The following is a 24,851-nucleotide window of genomic DNA, read 5'->3' as shown; positions in this document are numbered from 1 at the left end:
AATCTAATGGGCGACAGCGCCACCAGTTGGCTTCACCTTTTTGAAGAATAAAATAGCAATTCCACTAACTAACAAAGCAATGCCAATAAAGTAGAAACAATCGTTAAAAGCCATCACAAATGCTTCCCGACGAACGATGTTGGATATAGATGCGATGGCCTGATTTTGGGCTGTACTTAAATCTGCTCCACGACTAATAAAATACTGCGTCATTTGGTCAATTCGCTGTTGAGTTTCTGGATTATATAAAGATACTCCATCACCCAATCTATTCGAGTGAAATTGCTCTCTATTTGCTAATAAAGTCGCTAAAGAAGCAATTCCGATAGAACCGCCCAAATTCCGCATCATATTAAATAAACCACTTGCCGAACCTGCTTCTTTCGGGCTTAATCCAGCCGTGGCGATAGAAGTTAGCGGCACCATAATTAGGGGTTGTCCCATTGCACGCACAAATTGCGACCAACGTAATTGATCTAATCCTGTTTCATTAGTCATTCCAGAGTTCATAAATGCACTGATGGAAAACAAAGTCACACCAACAGCTACCATTAACCGTACGTCAATGCGTTGCATTAATTTCGGGATGAGGGGAATAATAAACAGTTGAGGAATACCAGCCCAAATTAATACTTCACCAATTTGCAGAGCATTGTATTTTTGAATTTGGGCGAGATACAACGGTAAAATATAAATTGAACCATACAATCCTACTCCCAACGATACATTAACAATACTGGCTAAACCAAAGTTCCGCCTAGACAAAAGCCGTAAATTAATAAATGGTTGTTTACGAGTTAATTCTATAAAGAAAAATATCGCCAAAAAAATTGCTGCAATTACACTTAAACGCACAATTAACGCTGAACCAAACCAATCTTTACGGCTACCTTCTTCTAAAACAACTTGCAGGGAACCTAACCCAATAGCCATCGCAATAATTCCCCACCAGTCACCTTGTTTGAGTAAATTAATTTGGGGTTTTTCTTGCTTAATTCCGTACCAAACACCAGCCAGCATTAATGCTCCTGGAATTACATTTATATAAAAGTTGTATTCCCAACCAAAATTTTCGGTTAACCAACCTCCTAATGTTGGGCCAATTGAGGGTGCAAAAACTGCACTAAAACCAAAGGCAGCTAACCCAATTGATTGTTTTGATTGGGGTAAAGTTGTTAAGACAACTGTCATAGCTGTAGGAATTAATACTCCTCCGCTAAAACCTTGTAAGGCGCGAAATAAAATCATGGAGTTAAGATCCCACGACCAAGCACAGCATATAGAAAAGAAAATAAATAGTGCAGTATTGACTAATAAATAACGTCGCAGAGAAAACACCTGTGATAACCATCCTGTTAGAGGAATTACCACAATTTCTGCTACCAGATACGCGGTAGAAATCCAAGAACCTTCTTCGAGAGTTGCCCCTAAACTTGCTTGAATATCTTGCAGTGAAGCATTAGTTATTTGAATATCCAATACCGCCATAAATGCACCAAGCATACTGGCTAATACACCAATCCAGGTTTTTAGCGGTACATGCTCTGGTGGTAAAGCAGGATTTTGCCCTTGCTGACGAATTACACCTGTATTAACCATAATTTTGTTCCATTTTCAAGGTTAAGTAGCAAAAAATGTTAATTTAAATTTTATAGGACTTACGCACGAGTTACGGAATAACGAACCGCAGAGGCGCAGATAAGCCAGTGTGCCCTTGCGGTTCCCCGACTTGTTCGCGCAGCGTCTCCCCTTCTCCTAAAGGGAGAGGCTAGCGCCAAGGGAGAAGCAACTGGCGCGACACAGAGAAATCAGAGTTTGAGAGATATTTTGCGTAAGTCCTATTTTATACCAATATATTCTTTGCCTCTGCATGAGCTTGAATCAGCAACGCTAAAAATTAAAAAAGAATTACTATAGAAAGCTCCATTCAGATAAATCTCAATTTTACTGCGGTTATTTATCTTAAACTTCTTGAGTCGTAATAATCCCCTTTTGCTCATAAATTGGACGCATTATTTTCCTTAAAGCAGGCAACTGTCTGCTAAAAATGATTGACCCTAAAATACAAGCTATCCCATCAATAATTAAAGTGTTAGGAGCGCCAATATGACTTGCTAAAAAACCTCCTAATAAATTACCCACAGGAATCATCCCCAAAAATGACATTGTATATAAGCTCATCAATCGCCCGCGTTTATCGTCTTCGACAATAGTTTGTAAAAATGTGTTGCTAGCAGCAATCTGGAGAATTGTTCCTAAGCCAACAAATAACATTGTAAATAAAGAGAGTGGTAAAAATCGAGACAAAGAAAAGGCAATTAGACCAATTCCTAAAATTGCTGGAGCTAAAGCAATCAATTTCCCAATTCCTAAGATTGTTTGGCGCGTAGCTAGATAAATACCACCAGTTAAGGCTCCAACTCCAGATGCCGCCATCAAAAAACCCAAACTTTCTGCACCACCTTTGAGAACTTGTTCGGCAATAACTGGGACGAGAATAGTATTTTGCAGTCCCATCAGACTGACTAAAGCTGATAGCAATAAGACGGAGCGAATAGGTGGAAAGCTAAAGGCATATACAAATCCCTCTTTGACTTTTTGTAAGGGATTACCGTCAGTTATCGAATTTTTCCAAGGTTTAACTTTCATCGCCAATAAAGCGGCGATTACAGCAACGTAGCTCAAACCATCAATTAAAAAACAATAACCAGTTCCAATACCAGCAATTAATAAACCGCCGATCGCAGGGCCAATTAATCGCGCACCGTTAACCATCGTTGAATTGATAGCGATCGCATTGGCTAAATCTCCTCTATGTTCAACCAATTCTGGCACAAATGCTTGGCGGGCTGGTGCATCTAAGGCGTTAATAAATCCTTGAAACAAACTCAAGGCGATGATCTGCCATACCTCAATCACACCAGTCAGCGCCAGCACTGCTAATGTTAATGATTGAATCATCGCCAAGATTTGTGTACCAATTAAGGTACGATATCGAGAAAAGCGATCCACAAATACTCCGCCAAAGGGAGCTAAAAAAAAGTTAGGAATTTGACTCGAAAATCCCACAACTCCTAGCATTAATGGGGATTTTGTCAAGTCATAAACTAGCCAAATTGTGGCAAGTTGCGTCATCCACGTCCCAATTAGGGAAATACCTTGTCCAGCAAAAAACAGCTGGTAGTTTCTTGACCTTAAAGCAGGTAGTAGCGATTTTTTCATATCAGGCTTGCTTTATACCAATCTGCTTTCATAGATATCATTTCACCTCATTTATATACGCCTCTCTTTAGATGTAGGAGAATGTCATAAGCAGAAAGAGGTTTTTCATCTGTTTGCAGTCAATTTAGTATTAATGATGTGCGCTTGATTACTTACTAAACCCCAAGAACCCCACCCCGCCAAAGCTACGCTTTGTCTCCCTCCCCGCTTGCTCTTAGGGGTTGGGGGTGGGGTTCTTTTATTATGGGTAATTTAGTGGACATGATATTACTTGACTTCCACCGCAACTTCCGCAGACATCCCAGGAGTAATCCGCGATTCGTATCCTTGAATGCTCTTTTGATCGAAAACTACTTTTACTGGAATGCGTTGGACAACTTTAGTAAAGTTACCTGTAGCATTATCGGGTGGCAATAAGGCAAACTGAGCACCGGAAGCTGGCGAAATACTGTCAACACGACCAATAAAGGTGTGATGAGGGAAACTATCCAGCTTGATTTCTACTGGTTCGCCTGGCCGCATCTTTTCTAATTGAGTTTCTTTGAAGTTTGCAACTACCCAATAGTTGTTATCCACGATCGCCATTAATGGTGTTCCTACTGCGACTCGGTTGCCAACTTCCACATTTTTTCTACCTACCCGTCCAGCACTGGGGGCGGTAACATTGGCATAAGATAGTTGCAATTGTGCGTCTTTCAGCGATGCTTCTGATTGGGCGATCGCTGCTTTTGCCGCTTCGTATTGACTACGTTTGACTGTTGTATCTTGTCCGCCTGCGGTAGCTTGTTGCAATCCTCCCTTAGATGCTGCCAATTTAGCTTGCGCGTTAGTGACATTTTCTTGCGCTTGTGCTAATTGAGACTGGGCTTTGGCGACACCAACTTTGGCGGAGGCTAACTTGGCTTGGGCTTGTTGTACTCCTTGAATCGCGGCATTTTTCTGTGCTTTCGCCACATCATAAGCAGCCTTGGCTGTGTCTAGTTGCTGACGAGGAATTGCACCTGTTTTATACAATTCGTTGTAACGATTGTAATCTGCTTGGGCTTTCTCCAAATTCGCGTTTGTTTGCGCTACCTGCGCTTGAGCGGCAGGAATCCCAGCTTGGGCTTCTTGTACTGCTGCTTGGGCGGCAGGAATCCCAGCTTGAGCTTCTTGTACTGCTGCTTGGGCTGTAGAAATTGCTGCTACTGCACCACTGACATCTCCTTGTGCTTGAGTTGTCTTACCAGTAGTGGTTTGTGAACTTAAAGTAATATTTGCTTGAGCGGCTTGGGCTTGACCACGAGCATTTTCTAGGGCTGCTTGTGCCTGTTGCACTTTACTTTGATAGTCCCGTGGATCTAACTTCACCAACAATTGTCCCGGTTGCACCAGTTGATTATCATTCACAAGCACTTCACTTACAGTTCCGGGAATGCGGCTACTAATTTGGTGAATGTTTCCCGCAACGGTGGCGTTGTCTGTTTCCTGGTGGGTGGAGGCGTATTGCCAGTAGTGAAGACCAAAAGTACCTGCGGCGATCGCACCCACACCTAATCCTGCCAAAATTAAACCAGTCGGTCTTTTGCGCTTCGGTTTCGCTGGAACTTCTTTCTCTGTCTCAGGAGTTACAACAGGTGCTTCTGCTGTTGCGGATGTCTCTGTAGTAGCAGTTTCTAAAGTCTCTAAATCGGGAATCACTTCTTTTTCTAAAACTGGGGTCTTGTGTCCGTTGCGTCCGTTCAAGGTATTAGCACCCATGATTGTTACCTCGCTTGCTCGTTCAATAATTTGATTGATAGTCGTTTATTTAGAATGCGTAGTTTTTTCTGAAAAAAATCTTTATTTCCTTAGTATGCGTAATATTATCTCAAAACAAATCTTTACACTGCCTCCCCCAGTCGGGTGATTATAAAATCATCTTTAAGAGAGGTTAGCGATCGCCCGATTCAACATTTGGGAAAACAGTTCTCGGTCAGCAAAGGAAATACCGTTCATCGCTTCATCACGCACGGCTGCGGCGATTGGCGGTAAAACAGCTTCTAGTTCCTTACCTGCATCCGTGAGCCAGATTCGCCAGATGCGGCGATCGTGGACATCGCGTTCTCGACGCACTAAGCCGCGTTCTTCCATCCGATCTAGTACGCCCGTTAAAGTTCCTCCCACTTGTTTGAGTTTGTCACCAATACTAGAAGTAGGTAAACCATCTTCTTGCCAAAGACAGCACAACACCAACCAGTGAAATGGCGTCAATCCAAAGGGTTCTAGCTTCTCAGTAAACTTGCGACTCAGCAGTTGTGAGACTAATTTGATTCTGTAGCCCAAATTGTATGGTGCCAGATTTTGCTGCCACGACTCTAAAGGTGGGGAGTGATTAGATGTAGAAACCATTATAGTAAGATACTTAGTGTACGTACTATTATAACTAAATTAATATTCTTTAGCAATAGTTGGTTTGCATCTGTCTTAGGGAAGAATTTGAATCAACTGGTACTCTTTGACTGTAGCGAGAACGTGGTGAATCCGAGATAATTTAGGGGACTGGTTAGTATAGATCAAAGCATAGCTCAAAGTTGGTACTTGGGAAATAGAAACTACTGCTTGGGGACGAATAGCAAGATAGAAATTAAGCAGTACTTGGATTTTCTGGTCTATTTGCACAAGGTAGATAGGATGAGATTGGATAATTGCAGCGATCGCACTTTGTTGTAAAAAAGTTCTTAAAACAGGGTTATAATCACTTAACAGACCGATGCTACCTATTGTCGCCAAAGTCAGCCAACAGGAAATTAACCATCCTGCAATCCAGTAACGGGCTGTGAGAAACTTCTTGCCAAAGTGGTAACGACTAATCCACACCACAGGTAAAATTAACCAACCCAACCCCATAGCTAAGGTAATAGTTGCATACTTGCGGATGTCAGAACCACCGTAACTAATAATAACAGTACTTGCTATTACAAGTAAAACACCAAACCCACCAAAGCCATAACTGAGATTTCGAGGAAGATTATGCTTTCTAAAAAGGGTTAATATATTTTTTTTATCTTTTTCAAGAGCAAATAGTGGAGGAATTACTGTCTGGTAAATTTTACCTAACCAGCTTAAACCCACAGATGCAAACAAAGCTATAAACGGATAAAGGCAAAGACTATAGTGAGGTAAACGAGTGCTAAAAATACTAAATTCTATAAATAATACAACTGGAAAACCAACTAATATTAACTGGTAAAGAGGAATAGGACGACGCACAGTTAAAAACAAACCTAAAAGTCCGAAAAAAGGCCAAGGAAATGCTTTTAAAGGAATATTCCATACATAGAATAGCGATCCATTATGCTCCCGATCTTCAGAACCTAGTTGCACAACAAACTTGAGCAACTCCTCAAAACTCTGATTTCCGTAGTGCAGCCAGCTTAACCACAGCCAAACACAGGTGGGTATTAAACCTACGAAAAAGCCTAGATATAAAATTGGGTTAGTAAGATGACGATGACGGTGATGTTCCCAAATTAAATAAGGCAATAAAGCGATAATTGGCAAAAAAATCATAAAGCTTCTGACTAAGAAACCTAAACCTAAACTTAAACCAGCAATAAAACTCCAAAAATAGTGATATTTAGGATGTAATTCTGTTTTTAGTAAAGAAAAAATAGCTAAAAGTACCAATAAAATCATCGGTACATCAGGCGTACTTAAGCGAGAGTATTGCAGCCAGAGAAATTCTACACTTAAAATTGCAGTAGCTAGCCAAGCTAATTTTTTGCCTAGCATAATTTTGCCAATTTCATACACCAGCCATAAGCTAAAAATGCTGGCAATCATACTAGGAAGACGTGCACTAGTATCACTGATTCCAAATAACTTGTAGAAAGTGGCAATTAACCAATAAGGGCCAGGTGTTTTATGATGTGCCTTTTCCCAAGGAGTTATCCAATTACCAGAATCAAACATCAGACGGGCACGAGAAGCGTAAAGAGCTTCATCATGTGCCATCAGGCTATTGTGCCCTGAAGTAAATAATAATAAGGGTAGTATCCAAAGGAACAAACTTAAATAGGGTAACGATTCTATCAGGCGGATTTTTCGCCAAATATGCTGCCAGAAGTGTAGTTTATGAAACATTGAATTGATAAAATTGAATGCTGCTATTTAGACTCGTTTCAGTATCCTATTGTTATTAAAATATGTTACATAGTAATTATTGAAACAATACTTGAAATTGCCACATTTTGCGGAAAAAGTTCTCCAAAACAGAGATTTATGCAGTTAAGACCGAATCAACGCCTGAAATTAGATGACACAGACGATAACCTGTTCTACGCCTATCCTCGCTTCGTTACCCATGTGGATGAAGGATTTATTCAACAGCTAACAGATTTATACCGCGATCGCCTCAAACCCAACACCCGCATTTTTGATATGATGAGCAGTTGGGTGTCTCATCTACCACAAGAGATGGAGTTTGACCATGTGGAGGGACACGGACTCAACGCTGAGGAATTAGCACGAAATCCCCGCTTAAATCATTACTTTGTGCAAAATCTTAACGAAAATCCCCAGCTACCTTTACCAGATGAAGATTTTGATGCTGTTCTCAATTGCGTATCTGTGCAATATGTGCAATATCCAGAAGCAGTATTTTCTGAAATTTACCGCATTCTGAAACCCGGTGGTGTGTCAATTATCAGTTTTTCTAACCGGATGTTTTTTGAAAAAGCGATTCAAGCTTGGCGAGAGGCTGCAGAAGCACAGCGAGTGGAATTAGTCAAAGCTTACTTTGCATCAGTTCCAGGATTTACAACCGCAGAAGTTATAGCTAATAAATCAACATTACCAAATTTCTTACAATGGTTGGGTGCAGCTGGAGGAGATCCATTTTATGCCGTCATAGCTTATCGCAATTAAATTCACTGGTACAGTACGGTGTAAATCCAGCTATTATCTCAAAGACAAGGGGCAAAATCCCCTTGTTAAAAACGCTTGTTATTTGTATATAGATAATTTGGCAAATGAATAGAGAAATCAATTTTGATCCCTCTCAATTGTTATTTGCCAAGTGTTTAATGTGGTTCCTACAGTTTTATCAAGGTTCGTCAAAGCATTGAGATATTCAATAGTTGCATTAAGTTCTGCGTTTCTTGCCTCTACCAAACTATTTTCTAGACTGACAATCTCGAAAACTCCAGATCCCCTGCCTAATCTCTGTTTTTCTCTTTCTATCTCTAGTTGTCGTTCAGAAGACTCCCTGGCTTGCCCTGCAAGTTCGACCTGCTTAAAACTCAAATTAACATCTCTAATTCCGTCTGTTACCTGAATGTCTAGGCTTTCACGCTGCTCGTTCAAATTGTTTTCCGTTTGCAGTAGGTTGACTCGGCTGCGCTGAAATGTTTGTTCTACTGTTAGATCGCCTAATGTTTTGCTAAAAGTTAGCCCGGCTCTAACGTCTGGTGTTGCGTTGTTTCCTGTATTGTCATAACTGATATTTAAACCTAAGTCCCAACGTCTGTTATTTTCTGCCTCTAACAGGTTAAGTTTAGCTATATCCTGGTTTAGCTGTGCCTGCAAATACTCTGGCTGATTTAAGAGCGCTAATTGCTTTATTTTGTTTTGGTCTAAAGCAACGGGTGACGCCTTGGGAACTTCTGCTGCCACAATATTGGTATTTTGATCGATATCGAGAACCTGAAGTAAAGCTAACTTTGTTGACTGAAGACTATTTTGAGCAGCCACCAAGCTTACTTGTCGGTTAGCGATCGCTGTCTGGCTTTGGATAATCTCAACTGGTGCTAACCTACCCGCAGCAATCAGAGCTTGGTTAATTTCCAGAATTTCTTGAGCGCTTTTCAGGGAAAGCTGCTCGATTTTCAGTTGTTCTTGAGCGCGGAGTAAATTTCGGTATGCCAAAATAGCATCCGTAATTGTATTAGTCAATGTCGATTTTAAACCCAGGACATTGCTTTTTTCTGTGAGTCGAGCAGTCTTAATCGAAGCTCTGTTGACATCGACTCCAGCTCCTCTCAATAGAGGTTGGTTAAAACTTATCTTTGGCGTTAGAGCGTTACCTGTCAACCCAAAACTCAGTTCCCCTCCGGTGGGAATCTTCATTTTTGCCTCAAGACCGGCTTCATTAGTAGTTGTGGTTGCACTAGACTCGGATGATGCTAGCGACATTGACAGGGTAGGTATAAAATCAGGAGCAAATTTATCTTCTGCCACTGCCAGGTCTTGTCTTTGAGCTATCCTTTCGAGATATGAGTTTTTAATCGTTCTGTTGTTTTGCAAAGCCAAGACGACAATATCAGAAAGCTTCAGTGCAACTGTACGAGCATTTTGTAATAATTCCTGTTGATTTTGTTTGAGACTATTTTCAGCCTTTTTTTCAGCTTTTGGAAATTGATTCTGAGAAATTAGCGCTGCTGCTTGGGTTTGCTTTCCTTGTGTATCAGTTGTTAACTGAAAGTTGATAGGCGATTCTTCTTTGGAGACGCTTTGAGATGGCGCTCTAACCAAGTCCTGCGGCGGCTGATGCTGGTTCTGCTTATCAGTTATTAGGTTGAAAGTTAAGAGCGATCGCCTCTCAGAATATTGGGCTGCTGGCGATCGCGTCTGGTTTTTTTGGTTCTGGGGTTGCAAATCTGCTACAAGTGTGTTTAGCATTTTTGAAGCGTCAAGTGTAGGTTTTGCGCTGTTTGTTGGATGCGATCGGGTTTTCCTGGGTAAAACAATTGCCTCGCCTTTACTAATTGGCTGATTGCCTTTACCTTCGCTAACGATTGGCGGTTTGACTGCTGTCTCAACGCCAACAGCAGGTGTGAATATCTTTGGGGACTTAAAAATCAGGGTGAGAATACGAGTTGTACCTAGAATAACAGTTGAAACAACGACCACATTAAGTAACAATAAGTTGAGCGATCGCCAAGATAGATAAAGTTGGTTTTGAGATTGAGAATCTTGGTTAGGTAGCTTCTGCATGACGAGATTAATTTAGTAGATTGTTCTGCTCGCCTAATTTGGATTGAGATTGATTTTCGGCGCTGTTTAGATAAAGCCATTCGCTTTGAATTGAGCGATCGCGCGTTGCGTTCATGACTCACACCTCGCCTCCATCTCCTCTCCTTGCGCTTGTAGAGGGATGCCGTAGGTGCGGTGAGGTAATTGAGCCGTAACTCAGTATCAAATCTTTAGACACCACCGCCACTGTCAGGTTGGCGTTGTCAGATTTGTAAGTTGCATCGGGCAGTAGTTTACCTTTAGTAAAACCCATTGCTCTGAATACTAGTCTTTATTTTACCCTACACTGCTTACTTTACCTTTTGTATAAATTTCGGAAACAAAAGTACTTTAGTTTTGAGAGCAAAAGATTATAGATTTATTAAAAAATAATTTTTAAGGAAAGCAGGAAACCAAAGAAATTTTCTACCATTTCTCCAAATATTTCCCAAATATGATACCCCAGTCCCTCTTCCTTATTGGTCTGGGGGAATCTGATATGTTGCAATCTTAAAAACAACTAGTATTACTATTCAGCATTACAAATGCTATTGGACGTTTCAAAACTTTACATAGTCAAAACATAATTACTATAGTTATGTTTTATAAACAAGCTGTATCACCTTGATTTTCTAGATGAATTCATATAAAAATTGAATTAAATAGATTAGGTGTTGACGGCTTAGTTCCAATACAGTTCAGTTAAGCCTTGATCCTCCCTAACCCTCCTTAAAAAGGAGGGAACTAAGCCCCCCTTGGAAAGGGGGGTTGGGGGGATCTTCCGAGATCAAACATCACTAACTGAACTGTATTGGGCTTAGTTCTACCTAATAAAAGTAGGTGAATAAAACTATAACTAAACCTGCACTCTGCTAAGGTTAGAGCGTGTCTGCAAAGTAAAATGTGTGAATATTTTCTACGAAAACTAATAGCTTGCTGGAAAATCAAGACGTACCCTTGAGGTAATATTCACAAGCACAATATCATTGATTTTGTAAGTTGTAGATACACTCTAGCGCCATCTCAATCTCACAACTTTGATGGAGAAGATCATGTCAATCGCAAATACAAGTCAATCAAAGAAGCTGATGACGCTGATTCCTGCTATTCTTTTTGCTGTTGCATCGTGGCCAAATAATGCACAAGCTGCAACGGCGCCATCTTGTGTTAACCTTGCACAGTCGAAACGGGTAATACGACTGGCTCCTGATAGAATAGTAGCCACAGCTACGAATCGTTGCGGTGGAACACAACGTTTTCGTATGATATGGGCTTGGGCAGCAGATGGTTCTTGCCGAAGCATTCCGGCTGGTGGTTCCTTCACAGAGGAAAGGAGAATCGGGTTCCCTCCCGCACCGTATGTGAACGAATTGCGAAAATGCTGATAAGGCTTACATAAAAATCTAGGCGTTGGTGAATTGTAACTGGAAGCATAAGCTTTCGCTAGCAAAAAAGTTATGGTTCCAATTACAGCGGACATTTGCCCCAGCTTCTGGGCTTGCTCCAGCACTCGGCTACTCTGAAGAGAGCAAACCCCAAACTTTTGTCATAGTTTGAATTCACTTTCAAGTTGAAATTACTGCACTAACAAAATTAGGATGCAGATTGTTTTCATTCTCTCAATGCGTAAATCCCAAAAGAGATAAATATGTACGCCAAGCTCATCAAAGATAATGTCGTGAAATCAACTCGTATGGCTGCTATCGGTACAGCCGCAGAGCCGAAGAGAATAGGAAGACTACTAACTGGCACAGCGATCGCCGTCGGGCTCGCGTTCGGACTCGCGGTCGTTCCATCCAAAGAGGCTGAAGCGGCGGCGTGTGGATTCTATGTACAAAACGGCTGGGCTTGGTATAGGCATTGCACCGGCGCGGTGTATACGAGAGTTCAGGTCAAGATTGACACTTGGCGCGGACCAGGTTCGTACATTTGCGCCAAACCTGGCGATGTTGGGCTTGGACCAAGCTCCTCAGTTAAATTTGCGTATTACACCGGTAAGCTATGCTAACATCCATCCGTGACAGGATGAGTAGTATTCTGTCAATAAATAATTGATGGATAGATTCCCTGTAGAGACGGCGATAAATCGCGTCTCTCTAACCATCAAAATAAATTTGACAGACCAGTAGAGTTAAGAGGGGATATTATTCCCCGTCCCTCTCTGTTAAATCCGTATACCTGCTTGGTAGCGCTCTAAAAAGCTATCTCAAATAAGTGTAGGACTGCCCCCAATAGCTTGCTATTGGGGGCTTATTAATTTACTACAATGCCTGCAACAAACTCTACGTGCTACGCAAAGCTGTAACAGGATTTAGCTGGCTAGCACGCAGAGCCGGGAGAAAACCAGCGCCCACTCCCACCAACAGCGCCGATCCTAAAGACAAAGTGGCTGTACTGCTTTCAAATTGGTACGGCAAATCAAAAGTACCGACAACCACTAACGTCAACCCATGCACTGTAATCAGCGCCACAGTTCCCCCTAACAAGCTCAAAACCGCCGCTTCGAGAATGAACTGCAACATGATATCTTGCTTTGTTGCCCCGATCGCCAGCTTCAGACCAATTTCAGAAGTCCGCTCCGCTACGGTGGCGATGGTAATATTGGCAATACCGACACCACCTACCAATAGAGAGATTACTCCCACTGCTGCCAGTGCCATTGAAACGGATTCAAGGGTTTTCTGTTGCTCCAGGATGTCTTCGACATTGTTAATAACATAAAATTTTTGACTTGGAAAGCGCTGCTCCAACAGTTTTTTTGTCTGGTCTTCCAAGTTTTTCAGGTCTTTGAGTTTGCGGGGGCGCATCCAAATAGTTCCAATATCTCGGCTACCCATTAAAGCGTTGAAAACCGACATCGGTATTAGTAGCTGACCTTCAGGTGCCTCGTTGTTACCGGGATTAGTCTTTACCACCCCCACAACGATATAGGGTTGGCGATCGGCATAAATGCGCTTACCCGTTGGCTTTTGACCTTTGAAAAGTTTGTCCGCCAGAAATTGATCAATTACCACCACAGGTCGATAGTTGGCAAAATCTGCTCTTGTGAAGAACCGTCCCTTCACTAATTGCTTACCCGATGTCAGCAAGAAGTTTTGGGAAACACCCAACATCAAAGGATTCTTTGCTTCCTGATCTTGAAAAAATGTTTGAGAAGAAGTTGGGGAACTGGACGCACTGATTGCTTGCAAGCCCAAGAGCCGTTTTTGCAAGAATTTCATGTCTTCTAGCCGAAGAAGTTGGGACTCCGGGAATACTATGACCTGAGGGGCGTCTCGCTCTGCCATTTGACGGGCAATCACTGCCCTACTGATGCTGCCCACCTGAAGCGTCGCTGTTACCGCAGCTACACCCATGAAAACACCCAAGGTGGTTAGGGTGGAACGCAAGGCGTTGCTACTTAAAGAGCGGCAAGTAAGAACTAGTAGGTCAAAAGGTTTGAGACTCATTGCTATTCGCTTTTAGTTTCAGTCGAATTGTCTTTGGGAGCGCTCGGCGTTCCTGATTCCGATTTGGAATCAGCTGCGGGCAGCACCACTTGATCGCCAAGGCGCAGACCAGAGGTCACTTCCACATTAGTCAACCCCTCTAGCCCTAAAGTGATGTTTTTTTTCTGAGCCTTACCCTGTTTATCCTGCACCAATACATAGGGCTTTTCTTCAGAGCGCACAATCGCTTCCGTGTCCAAAACCACCACATTCTGCCGTTGTTGCAAAATAATCTCGACATTTACCTGGCTGCCTGGAATCAGCTTGCCAGAAGGGGTATTAAGTCGCACTTTTGCAGATACCGTTGCCTGCCCCGGTTGTTGGCTACTGCTTTGACTTTCGTTCCCAGAAGAAGTGGTTGCTATAGGAGACAAACTTTGCACCCTTCCCTCAAATGACTGAGCATTAGGGCCGATAACGCTGATGCGGGCTGATTGGTTGACTCGGACTTTAGCCGCATTCAGGGTGGAAAGCTGGAGCGACACCAGTTCTTCGGTGGGGTCGCCCAAGGTGAGCATATCAGTACGCACCTGAACCCCTTCCCCATCCTTAACTTTGATGTCGAGAACTTTACCAGTAATAGGCGCAGTCAAGAGATTATTCTGGAGTTGCTGCTGGATTTTTTGGAGTTCAAGCTGAAGGCGCTGGAGTTCGCGGATATCAGTGTTGACAGCTAACTGAGCCTCCCGCAGTGCAGATTGAGCCTCCATAATTTTGTTCTGCGTTTGCTGTTGCGTATTTTGGCGCTCAATCTCAAGGTTCTGAAGTTCGATGATATCGGTGTTAACGGTTAACTGAGCCTGCACTGCGGCAGATTTGACGCGGCGAACCTGTTCCTCCTGCGTACGAAGTTCATTTTTAGCAATAAAGCCCCTTTTATCCAGAGCCTCAAGCTCCTGGAGTTTCTTTTCCTCGGATTTTAAGTCTTCCTCAGCTTCAACAAGTTTTTGGCGGTTACTTGCTAGGGTAAGTTCCTGTTTTTGAATCTGAAATTGCTTATTTGTCTGGTTTTCCTGTTTAGCTGCTTTTAGCTTTTCCTGGGCTTCAACAACTTTCTGGCGGTTGCTTGCCAGAGAGAGTTGCTGTTTTTCAATCTGCAACTGCTGGTTGCTGAGGATAGTTTGTCGGTCGGGGTTACGCAGAATAATCAGTGGCTGACCGGATTTTACCCGATCGCCAAGCCGTACTAACACGCGATCAACAGCGCCTTCTGCTGGAGACTTAAGAGTTTGTTGACCACGCAGTTCAAGGATACCACTCTCATTGATTGAGGTTTCAATGTTGCCGCGTTCTACAGTAACAATAGGCTGCTGTGCTAACTTTGCTGGCCGATTTTGATGGACATAAACTAGCCAGCCCCCAGCGCTAACCGAAGCCAAAACTCCTGACCAGGCTAACCATTTAACTCCTGTCTTAAATTTCTTTTTACCCTGCTCCATAAGCGCAGCGCCCGCCGTTTTTGAGGTCATACAATCCCTTGCGGCTGAATCAAATGCTTGAAATGGCGTTGTCTAACTTTACCACCCGGCTCGGCAAGCTTGTATCAGCAATCAAAATTAGTATATTGCCTAACTCCACTTTAATATTCTGAAATTAAATCTAGTAATTCAAGGTTTTGAAACTTCTTTTTTATGCATAATTCAAGGATTTATGTTTTTATGTCCATTGCACAGGATCTAATTGATAGTAACGTTGCAGTTGCTCATAAAGTGCCGGATGCTTAGACAGCAATTGATGCGGTTTTTCAAAGAACGTCTCAGTCGCTACGGCGAAAAATTCTGCGGGATTCGTTGCACCATAGCTATCCATTACCGTTTTTGCGTCTTGTAGAACATCATTACAAAGTTGCTGATATGCTTCTGTCATAACCTTCGCCCAGATAGCATAGTCTGAATTGCGTTGCAGTATCGGAACTCCTTCAGCTTTACCATCTTCTTGATCCAATTGATGGGCGAATTCATGAAGCACAACGTTACGTCCATCTCTCCAGTTATTAATGTCTTGTTTCACTTGTTCCCAAGACAGCACTACTTGGTCATTTGTCCACGATTCACCCAGTCTTGCCACACGCCTTTCTTCAACAACATATTTTCCGACAGAAGTTGTTTCTTGAACAAAATAAGCGTTGGGATACACCAAAATTGAACGAAGTCTGGGGAAGTACTGTCCACGTTCATTTAGTAGGAGTAAACAGGCGACAGCAGCAAGAGTTAATTTCATTTCCTCCGTTACCTGTAATCCTCTACAGCCAAGAAATTGCTTTTCTGCTAAGAACACTTGAATATGTCCTTGAAGTCGTCTGATTTCATCGGGAGAAAGACACAGATAAATGGGAAGATTATTCTCGATAATGGCATTCCAAAGCGGAGGAAAAGGACGATGCTTCAGACGGTTTCTTCGCCTTTTTACTAGAATCGGATTGAATAAAATACCAGCGATAATCAGCCCAATAATAAGAAATAAAACTATAATTTTAATCATTGACTTTTGAGCAGCCTACATATTTAATTTATTGGTAAGCAGAAAGTTTAGAATATAGGACTCGTATTTGATTGCGTGAAAAAACTCAGTATATCTTTATTCCTCTTCCCTGTTAAGAGTTCTCTCCCTATGCAAGTAAGTTCAATAATCAAATCGGATTCCTATAATCTTATTGTTGTGGCTCACTAACTACCGCTATTGGATGAGAATTATGCAAGATTGAACCTTGGTAGAAAGGCTGTTTTGAAGTCCTTGCTCAACTTTGACAATCAGTTTATCAAAAGCCTCTTGATTTGCTGTCAGTTGTTCTTGAAGAACTTTCTCTAACTCAGGCTTTATTTGCTGACACATATCCTCAATTTTTTTGTCACTCAAAAAATTAGAACGAATCCAACTAGGTACATCTACATTTGTCTTAATTACTTCTTGAACAGTCTTACGATTTAGCTCCATTCCTGCCGCCATCACCGAAGCCCCATATACTAGTGCAATCGGCCAAGTTAAATGTCCAGTTAGTATAAGAGTGATAATGCTAGCCACAGCGCCTCCACCAATTACTACATTGACGATAAACGCTACTGTCTCAGCCAGAATAGCATCTCCAATTTGTAATTCTGGGTTAACAAAATTTGGGTCAATGCTATCCTCGAACCTTAAGCTGCTTCTAGGTATCTGAAACTTTCGACATATTGGATCGGTTTGTGCGGCTAAATCAGGTTGGATTTTATTGCTAAACCAAGAAGCGCATTGATGATTAATTATCTGCACGGCGCGTTCGTCGGAGACGTTGCCGGAGGCATCGCTTTTGAGCCACTGTTCTGCCCGACCGATCAAAGATGTTTCTAAATCGGCTAAAGTCCGTATTTTGTTTTTTTGCCAATCTTTTAAAGCTGGTTTAACTGCGTTGACAATCAAGCCATCCGCCAAAGGCTTAGTTAGTGATTCGATTAACTCCGGGATATGCCTCTCAATCAAACCTTTAAGCTTGTTTGAGGTAAAAAGTTGGTTGACTTCTTGCTTAAAAGCAGCAGCACGCAGATCCCATCGTCCCACCCGTGCTAAACCCATTGCAATGCACCGTTCCGGCTCCGGATCGGGGCGAAGCAGCGTTTCTGGTTCGGGAAACATTTCTTGACAAAGAACGTGCGTGAACTTCATCCGAGATGCACCGCCAGTCATCAGCACAAGTTTTGGCACGATTCCAAGTTTTTCTAGTTTTTCTTTCGCCTCGGTTAAAGAGTCGCTAAACGATCGCACCCAACTATGATGTCCCAGTTCCAGTAAGGGCTGGTTTAAAATTTCCTCCATCATTAATTTATTCACTTGGGGAATAAAATAAATCTGTTCGTTGATTGACTCGAAGCCACGCGCAAAGGATTCAGGATCGCTGTATAGCTGTTCATTAGAAAAGTAATCTTCTTTGGCTTTGCGGCAAGCAAGTTCACAACGAGCTTGGTGATGGGGATATTCTTTAAATACTTTTTCGAGTAATGCTTTTTGTTCGTGGTTGGCGAGAGTCCGGGCAAAAATAGCTTTGTCAATTAAGGATGCACCTAAAGTATTACTCCCGAAATCTATCGGGATCTCTTCTAAGCTTTTAACCAGAGTAAAATCTGTGGTTGAAGAACCAATATCGACAATTAGCACCGATGCAACAAGTTTGTCATACTCCAACTTCCCGGCTTCTTTGGCTTGCATGAAAGCAGCCCGCGATTCAGGTACAACATTTAGTCGGGGAATGCCAGCTTCTTGAAGTAGCTTTTGGTATTCGGTGCGATCGCTAACTGACCATCCAGAAGGGCAACCAATGTAAAAATAGCTACCTTCTCTACCTTCAACTTGTTTACTTTCTTGCAAAAGGCGGTAGTAGGTTGCCACAAAAGTGCTAATTGTTTCCCGATATTTGGGATCGTTGTTGGGTTTTTGCTTGAAAGAGATTGTCAGTTGGGTAACACCAGCTTGAATTAATGCTTGTTCGCCGACAAGATAACCAAGTTTGGGATGCCAGCCAAGAGCTGTAATTTGGTTCTTCTTGTTATTAATCTCCAGCATTTGGGGGGGTTCAATGCTTTCCACGATCGCTTTAGCTACAGCAGTTTCACCGTGTCCCAAATCAAAACCGATTGTTTCTAAAATTTCCATACCTTATTATCTATTATTCTCTAGCAGAGGAATATGCTGGTTCAATTACCCTACCGCGCCGAATCAAGCGATCGCCTTTTAACAAAGCCGGAGTTAGAGTCACGTGATCTTTGGTATCGGGGTCGATACTTGGCTCGAAGTCAAAATACTCGCGATCGCTGTGAGGGTCATTTGGTCGGTAAATTTGAGCGTTAATTCCCTGAGACATTAAAATCTGTGGCAGAAGTTTTGCAAGTTCATAAGCCATTTGGGGTTTATCAAGTTTTGATGCGCCCATTAGCCTTTGCAGAAAATTTAATAGCTCTGGCAATTCTTCTATTGCTAAGTCGCCTTCATGTTTATTCCATTCTTCTACTCTAGCTACTGCTAGGTCGATAGTGTTGAGAGCATCGCCAAGGTGATCTAAAAATATTTTGCTATCAACCCGGAGCATAGGTTTAGGTAATTCCAATAGCTCTGAAGAAATAGAATTTTGCTGGTTGTTTAAGTCGAGTTGAAGCACAACTTCTACCCCTACAAGTATAGAGGTTAGCAAGATAGCCATCCATGCACCTGGGCTAGTTTTAGTTAAAGAGAACAACGAACCCAAGATGCCTATATAAATTAGTCCCTTTAGTAGTTTCAGGATTAATCTGCTGGAAAACAACTTTGTACCTGGGTTAGTAATTTGCCTTTGTTCTATTGGAGCAATTTGAGAATAGTTAGCCGCAGCGAGAGTGGCGATGGACTGTCGCAGCGTATCCAGGAAAAAGGAAGCCAGACGAACTTGAGCCAGATTCAGCTTTTCAATATAAATTCTTTCGAGATTATCGAGTCGATTCTGAACCAACTTAACTATCTCCTCAATACTGGTTGTATTTTCAATATCTGTCTGGAGTTGGTTGCGTTCTTCGCGAAAAAGTGAGGTTATTGTTTTCATTGCGTTGAATAAGACTTTAACGTTATTAATTAGGAGTGAAATCAACACTCATTTTTTCATTTCACTCTGTAATCACATAATGACGGAATAATTCATAATTAGTAATTATGAATTAGGTTGATTGCAAATTACTACCCATCAAAAGGAGGAGCAGAATGTTTATCTGCGTCATTGCAGACTACGGTACAGGAGATCCGGCATTTACAGAAGTTACACAACGTCTGCTGATGGCTTTTCCCCATGCCCAAATTCATTTGCTTTCGGTTCCAGCATTCAGTACCTTGGCAACGGGATTCTGGATTGCCCAACTGGGACTCAACCCAGGGCCTAGCGATCGCTTAATTTATCACAACTGTGCGCCTCGTCAAGATGATCCTGAAGCCCGTAGAGACAATGAAGGTGAAGGACTAACTTATGCCCTTTTATCCAATGGTGTAAAAGTCGTGGGTGTGAATGCAGGCTACACCCTCTCCTTTATCAAAAACTATACAAAGGAGTTGCGAGTGGTCAACGTTTCTCGTGGTGGATCGCAGTTTCGCTCACGGGATGTATTTCCTCCGGCTGCGGCTGCCATTATGAATGAAGATTTTAGCTTTCTGGGAGATAGCCTTAAGAGTGAGCAAATCCCAGATGTTCCACCAGATCGCATTGCCTGGATTGATGGCTACGGCAACATCAAAACAACAATCGGGGCCCATACACTTAATTTGGAGCCTCAAACCAAGATTGTGATCCGGATTGGGGATGTGGTCAGTGATGCAGTGTATTCTGATGGCAGCTTCAAAGTATCTGAAGGAACTTTAGCCTTTGCTCCTGGTAGTTCCGGGTGGTCAAGAGGCGATTCAGGAGAACCATTGCGCTTTTTAGAGCTATTTTTGCGAGGAGGGAGTGCTTGGGAACGCTTTGGTCGTCCCCGTGTGAATCAGCAAGTAACTCGAATTGCCTAAAATCGGGTAGTTGGCTTTTCTCTGTGGCTGAGTGCAGACTGGCTTTATCGTAAATCAAGGGGTTCTTATTCCTAACATCCACGCTTGTCATTATGTCCTAACCTTTAATTCGCTTGCTATACATACAAGTCCTAAAAACCTAGCTTGATAAGACTTTTCTCGTTCCCAGTCTCCGACTGTCCATGCATTTATTGAGTCTCTGACTCAATGCCTGACTGGAGGCAGCAGCACATAATAGCCATTCCCATGCAGAGTATGGGAACGAGATAAACGAGAGAACAATGGAAAATCAAGCTTTTTTTGACTTGTGTGTACATCGTAGGTTAGAAACACGTGCTTTTGGCAATTTGGCATCCAAAGTTTTTCTGTTGCAGTTTTAATTTATATATCAACAGGGTTACAGGGACATTGAGAAAATTCTACAAGGGATCAATTCCCGTCTCAAAATCCTACCCAATGGCCAGTTGTTGACGTTCACGCTCTTTGAACCACCTTAAGGTGGATGACAGCGCAAGCGTCACCGCTTCACCACAACTGGCTAGAAATCAAACAGAAAATATATAGTACAAATGCACTGACACAGATTTATAGCCGTAGTCATATAGGTTAGGACATAATGACAAGCGTGAATGTCAGGAAGAGTAATGTTTTTACCTCCTGCCTCTTGCTATAAGTCGGGGATAGCAGTGTTTGAGTCTGTAGTTGTCTTAGTTGATCTCAAGCTAAGTTTTGCGGACAGTCAATCCACGGTTACTAACCATAAAGTTGAAGCTTGAATTTAACTTAACGTTTTGGGTAATTTAGAATAAAATGAGATACTGAAGGAAAATTTTACATTTAAAAAAATGTAAATACATAGATGCCTACTATAAGATTACTATGCTGTTCAATCGTCGATCGGGTTCTGAAATTGATTTAAAGCAAATCCTCGATCAAATTAGGATGCTGTCCGATCAAATTCATCAGTCACTTGAAGTGAGTGAAATTCTCAAGATTATTGTCAGCGAAGTTAGAACAACTTTAGAAAACGATCGCGTCATTATCTATCGCTTTTTGCCGGATGGAGATGGAGTAATAGCAGAAGAGTCTGTAAGTAATGGATGGAAACCAATTTTAAGGCAATTAATTTACGATCCTTGCTTCAATACAACGCGATATCGAGATGGATACGTTGGTGTCATTGAAGACATTAATGCGACAACACTTGATCCTTGTTATAAAAAGCTATTAACGGACTTGCAGATTCGAGCTAATTTAGTAGTACCAATTTTAGTAAATAATCAACAAATTGATGGAGTTTCTAGTACATATCCTCATTTGTGGGGCTTACTAATTGCTCACCAGTGCAGTGGCTCACGTCAATGGAGTTTTTTAGAAATTGAGTATCTTCAACTAGTAGCCGGAGAGCTACAAATCGCTCTTGGGGAAGCAGAACGCCATCAGCGAGGGGCTACATCCTGCCAAAAACTAACGCTGCAACTCAATCAAAACCGGAAAAATTTAACAGTTGAGCCAAAATTGAAGTTGAGGTCAATCAAAAGAACTCTCTATAAGAATTTTAGAAAATCCATTATAACCAGAACACCATTGCCAAAGAATATATCAGTTGCAGACTTGATTGCATTTGACCGATTACAAACTCCAGTTTGGATTTATGATATTCAAAACTTGCAGATGTGGTGGGCAAATCAGGCAGCTGTGCATATTTGGAACGCTCAAAGTCGAGAAGAATTGCTCAATCGCAACTTCAGTGATGTTTCCGAGTCTACTCACATTCGACTGCAAAGCTATCTGCAAGAATTTCAGCAAGGAAAAACCATTACTGAAAACTGGACATTTTACCCAGAAGGAAAACCTGTTTCTCTTCGCTGCATCTTTTCTGGAATTCCTATTGAACAAGGGCGAATGGCGATACTGGTTGAAGCAACAACACAACTTATCAATCAGATCGATCGAGAAACACTCAGATCGATTGAAGCCTTACGTCACACCACAGCGATCGTCTCCCTTTACACGATGGATGGTGTACCTTTGATGCAAAATCCGGCAGCCCTTCGCTGTTATCGGGATACCCTGTACCCTAACTCGTCATCTGAGAATATTTTCCTGAGTCACTTTGTTGACAAGAGTGTTGGACAACAAGCGATGAAAGCGATTAATTTCGGTGAGGCGTTCAGCATAGAGGCTCAGGTGTTCACCACTGAGGGGATTCAATGGCATGAGATGGATATACGATCTACCCGCGATCCAGTAACGGGTGACTCCATCATCCTCATCAACGAAAAGAATATTACCAAGCAACAAGCTGCACTACAAAAACACCAGCGTGCAGAATCAGAATTGCGCTGGCGGGAAGCTTTGCTGCGTTCCATGACTGACACTTCTTTGCTGGGATTCTTTGTTGTTGACAATTGCACCGACGAAATCCTCTATTTCAATCACCACTTCTGTGAAATATGGGGCATCGAACATCTAGAAACCCAAATGCGACAGGGTGCTTTAAAAAATAATGACATCATTCCTGACTGTATACCTTTAATTGCCGATGTACCCGCATTTGCTGAATCCTCTAAACCGTTGCAGTCTGAAGAAAATCGTTGCACGATTGAGGATGAAATTTTATTTGTCGATGGGCGAACGATTCGCCGCTTTTCCAGCCAAATTCGGGATACTCAGGATCGATACTTTGGGCGGTTATATATTTTTGAAGACATCACCTCACGTAAACAAATCGAAGCCGCACTCAAAACCAGTGAAGAAAGATGGCAGTATGCCTTGGAAGGAAATGGGGACGGAGTTTGGGACTTGAATGCTGAAACTAACGAAGTCTTTTTCTCCCGGGGGTGGAAACAAATGTTAGGGTTTGCAGAGGATGAAATTGGAAATACCCTCAGTGAATGGGAAGAACGGGTGTACGTAGATGATAAAGCGAGGGTTATCGGGGAGATTATCAAGCATTTATACGGTGAAACCCAACAATATGTCAGTGAATATCGGATTAAGTGCAAAGATGGAACCTACAAGTGGATTTTAGATCGGGGGCAAATTTCGAGTCGCGCAGCCAATGGTTTTCCTCTACGGATGCTAGGAACCCATACTGATATTACCGAACGCAAGCGTATGGAAGAAGCGCTGCGAGAAAGCGAACAACGCTATCGTTCCGTAATTACAGCGATGGCAGAAGGTATTGTCCTACAGCAATCCGATGGGCGAATTACCACCTGTAATGACAGTGCCGAAAAAATTTTAGGGTTAACAGCCGATCAAATGATCGGGCGAACTTCCATCGATCCGCGATGGCAAGCTATTCATGAAGATGGTACTTCTTTTCCAGGCGAAACTCATCCCGCTGTCGTCACCTTACGCACCGGAAAACCTCAATTTCATGTGATTATGGGAGTTCACAAACCTGATGGCAGCTTGACTTGGATTTCCATCAATTCTCAACCACTGTTTGAATCTGATGAATCAAAACCCTATGCAGCGGTAACATCATTTACAGATATCACAGACCGCAAACAGGCACAAATTGCCCTGCAACAGCAAACAGAACGGGAACACATGGTCTATGCGATCGCTCAACATATCCGCAAGTCTTTGGACTTGGATGAAATCTTGAACACAACTGTTGCCGAAGTTCGAAATTTTCTGCAAACCGATCGCGTCATCATCTATCGCTTTAACCGTGATTGGAGTGGTGTGGTTGTCACCGAGTCTGTAGCAGAAGGTTGGCAATCGATTTTGAATATGGAAATTACAGACAGCTATTTTGTAAAAATACAGGGACAGTCTTATCAAGAAAGTACGCTCAAAGTTACTCCAGACATCTACACTGCCGGATTTGCCCCTTGTCATGTAGAGTTATTAGAACAGTTGCAAGTCAGAGCCAAGCTAGTTGTACCAATTTTACAAGGCGATCGCCTTTTGGGTCTTTTGGTTGCTCATCATTGCAGCGCCCCGCGTGAGTGGCAACCTTGGGAAAGCAAACTGCTTCAACAATTGGCAACACAGGTAGCGATCGCTATTGGGCAATCAGAACTTTATCAACAATTGCAGCGTGCCAACCAGCAACTTGAAAATCTGGTGATGGTAGATGAATTAACTCAAATCGCCAATCGTCGATGTTTTGATAATCGGCTTAATTCTGTCTGGCAATATCTTTTACGAGAACAAGGTTTTGTCTCATTACTTTTATGCGACATTGATTATTTTAAACAATATAACGATACTTATGGTCATGCCACCGGAGATGATTGTTTGCGCTTTATTGCCAAAGCTTTCAAACAAAGTGTCAAACGTTCTAGAGATTTAGTTGCTCGTTATGGCGGAGAAGAGTTTGTTGTCATCTTGCCTGATACTGATAGTGATGGGGCTTTTTGCGTTGCCCAAGAAATTCATAAAGCTCTAGAACAGCTAAATATTCCCCATGCAGCATCGGCTGTGAAGCATCACGTCACCTTGAGTATCGGAATTGCTACAGTGATTCCAACACCCAATATGGTTTCTTTAGATTTGATTGAAGCAGCAGATCAAGCCCTTTATCAAGCCAAAGCAAACGGGCGTAATCGTTCTTGTATAAATACACTCTCTTAGGGAGTGAGCAATAAAGCCGCTTTAACGACTATCTTCTATCGCTTGTTCAGCTGCTTTCATCGCTAACGCAGACTGGATTCTAACAAC

17 protein-coding genes are annotated in these 24,851 nt (G+C 42.3%); 4 read left to right on the top strand and 13 right to left on the bottom strand.

Features of this window, described 5'->3' with window-relative positions; translation table 11 throughout:
- Positions 1–3: 3 nt before the first annotated feature.
- The 5 genes from RMY63_RS15060 to RMY63_RS15040 form a co-directional block, all read right to left on the bottom strand.
- A complete protein-coding gene (locus tag RMY63_RS15060) occupies positions 4–1,599 on the bottom strand; it encodes a DHA2 family efflux MFS transporter permease subunit (RefSeq protein ID WP_322729474.1) in 1,596 nt (531 codons plus the stop codon).
- Positions 1,600–1,962: 363 nt separating this feature from the next.
- A complete protein-coding gene (locus RMY63_RS15055; RefSeq protein WP_322729473.1) occupies positions 1,963–3,222 on the bottom strand; it encodes an MFS transporter in 1,260 nt (419 codons plus the stop codon).
- A gap of 267 nt (positions 3,223–3,489) precedes the next feature.
- A complete protein-coding gene (locus tag RMY63_RS15050; RefSeq protein WP_322729472.1) occupies positions 3,490–4,962 on the bottom strand; it encodes an HlyD family secretion protein in 1,473 nt (490 codons plus the stop codon).
- 162 nt (positions 4,963–5,124) lie between these two features.
- Entirely contained in the window at positions 5,125–5,592 is a 468-nt protein-coding gene (locus tag RMY63_RS15045; protein ID WP_322729471.1) for a MarR family transcriptional regulator, read from the bottom strand.
- A 75-nt stretch (positions 5,593–5,667) separates the two neighbouring features.
- Complete coding sequence (locus RMY63_RS15040; protein WP_322729470.1) at positions 5,668–7,326, bottom strand: glycosyltransferase family 39 protein; 1,659 nt, start codon at positions 7,324–7,326, stop codon at positions 5,668–5,670.
- A gap of 138 nt (positions 7,327–7,464) precedes the next feature.
- Between RMY63_RS15040 and RMY63_RS15035 the strand changes: the two genes are divergently transcribed.
- Positions 7,465–8,109, top strand: coding sequence for a class I SAM-dependent methyltransferase (locus RMY63_RS15035; RefSeq protein WP_322729469.1), 645 nt, complete (start codon positions 7,465–7,467; stop codon positions 8,107–8,109).
- A gap of 117 nt (positions 8,110–8,226) precedes the next feature.
- Here the strand turns inward: RMY63_RS15035 and RMY63_RS15030 are convergent, their stop codons facing one another.
- From RMY63_RS15030 to RMY63_RS15020, 3 genes are all read right to left on the bottom strand, one after another.
- A complete protein-coding gene (locus RMY63_RS15030) occupies positions 8,227–10,176 on the bottom strand; it encodes a TolC family protein (RefSeq protein ID WP_322729468.1) in 1,950 nt (649 codons plus the stop codon).
- Positions 10,177–10,294: 118 nt separating this feature from the next.
- Complete coding sequence (locus RMY63_RS15025; protein WP_322729467.1) at positions 10,295–10,468, bottom strand: hypothetical protein; 174 nt, start codon at positions 10,466–10,468, stop codon at positions 10,295–10,297.
- Positions 10,469–11,266: 798 nt separating this feature from the next.
- Positions 11,267–11,674: a hypothetical protein gene (locus tag RMY63_RS15020; RefSeq protein WP_322729466.1), complete on the bottom strand. Its 408-nt coding sequence runs from the start codon at positions 11,672–11,674 to the stop codon at positions 11,267–11,269.
- Between the two features lie 168 nt (positions 11,675–11,842).
- On the opposite strand from RMY63_RS15020, the gene RMY63_RS41795 reads away from it, so the two are divergent.
- Complete coding sequence (locus tag RMY63_RS41795; RefSeq protein ID WP_416212517.1) at positions 11,843–12,202, top strand: DUF6355 family natural product biosynthesis protein; 360 nt, start codon at positions 11,843–11,845, stop codon at positions 12,200–12,202.
- A gap of 274 nt (positions 12,203–12,476) precedes the next feature.
- Here RMY63_RS41795 and RMY63_RS15015 read toward each other — a convergent pair whose 3' ends face one another.
- From RMY63_RS15015 to RMY63_RS14995, 5 genes are all read right to left on the bottom strand, one after another.
- Positions 12,477–13,643, bottom strand: coding sequence for an ABC transporter permease (locus RMY63_RS15015; protein ID WP_322729465.1), 1,167 nt, complete (start codon positions 13,641–13,643; stop codon positions 12,477–12,479).
- A gap of 2 nt (positions 13,644–13,645) precedes the next feature.
- Positions 13,646–15,151: an efflux RND transporter periplasmic adaptor subunit gene (locus RMY63_RS15010; protein WP_322729464.1), complete on the bottom strand. Its 1,506-nt coding sequence runs from the start codon at positions 15,149–15,151 to the stop codon at positions 13,646–13,648.
- Positions 15,152–15,338: 187 nt separating this feature from the next.
- The gene (locus tag RMY63_RS15005) at positions 15,339–16,163 is read right to left on the bottom strand and encodes a M90 family metallopeptidase (protein ID WP_322729463.1); all 825 of its coding nucleotides are present in this window, start codon (positions 16,161–16,163) and stop codon (positions 15,339–15,341) included.
- 195 nt (positions 16,164–16,358) lie between these two features.
- A complete protein-coding gene (locus RMY63_RS15000) occupies positions 16,359–18,305 on the bottom strand; it encodes an Hsp70 family protein (protein ID WP_322729462.1) in 1,947 nt (648 codons plus the stop codon).
- Between the two features lie 13 nt (positions 18,306–18,318).
- Positions 18,319–19,224 carry a hypothetical protein gene (locus RMY63_RS14995; protein ID WP_322729461.1) on the bottom strand — a complete coding sequence of 302 codons (906 nt, stop codon included), beginning with the start codon at positions 19,222–19,224 and terminating at the stop codon, positions 18,319–18,321.
- A 155-nt stretch (positions 19,225–19,379) separates the two neighbouring features.
- Here RMY63_RS14995 and RMY63_RS14990 point away from each other — a divergent pair, with 155 nt between their 5' ends.
- Both RMY63_RS14990 and RMY63_RS14985 read left to right on the top strand, forming a co-directional pair.
- A complete protein-coding gene (locus RMY63_RS14990; protein WP_322729460.1) occupies positions 19,380–20,171 on the top strand; it encodes a hypothetical protein in 792 nt (263 codons plus the stop codon).
- Positions 20,172–21,050: 879 nt separating this feature from the next.
- Entirely contained in the window at positions 21,051–24,764 is a 3,714-nt protein-coding gene (locus RMY63_RS14985; RefSeq protein WP_322729459.1) for a diguanylate cyclase domain-containing protein, read from the top strand.
- Positions 24,765–24,851 lie beyond the last annotated feature (87 nt).

It is taken from the genome of Nostoc sp. ChiQUE01b (assembly GCF_034531255.1).
In the GTDB taxonomy this organism is placed as follows: domain Bacteria; phylum Cyanobacteriota; class Cyanobacteriia; order Cyanobacteriales; family Nostocaceae; genus Nostoc.
The sequence above is the reverse complement of the archived record's forward strand: the minus strand, read 5'-3'. Positions and strand labels throughout refer to the sequence as shown.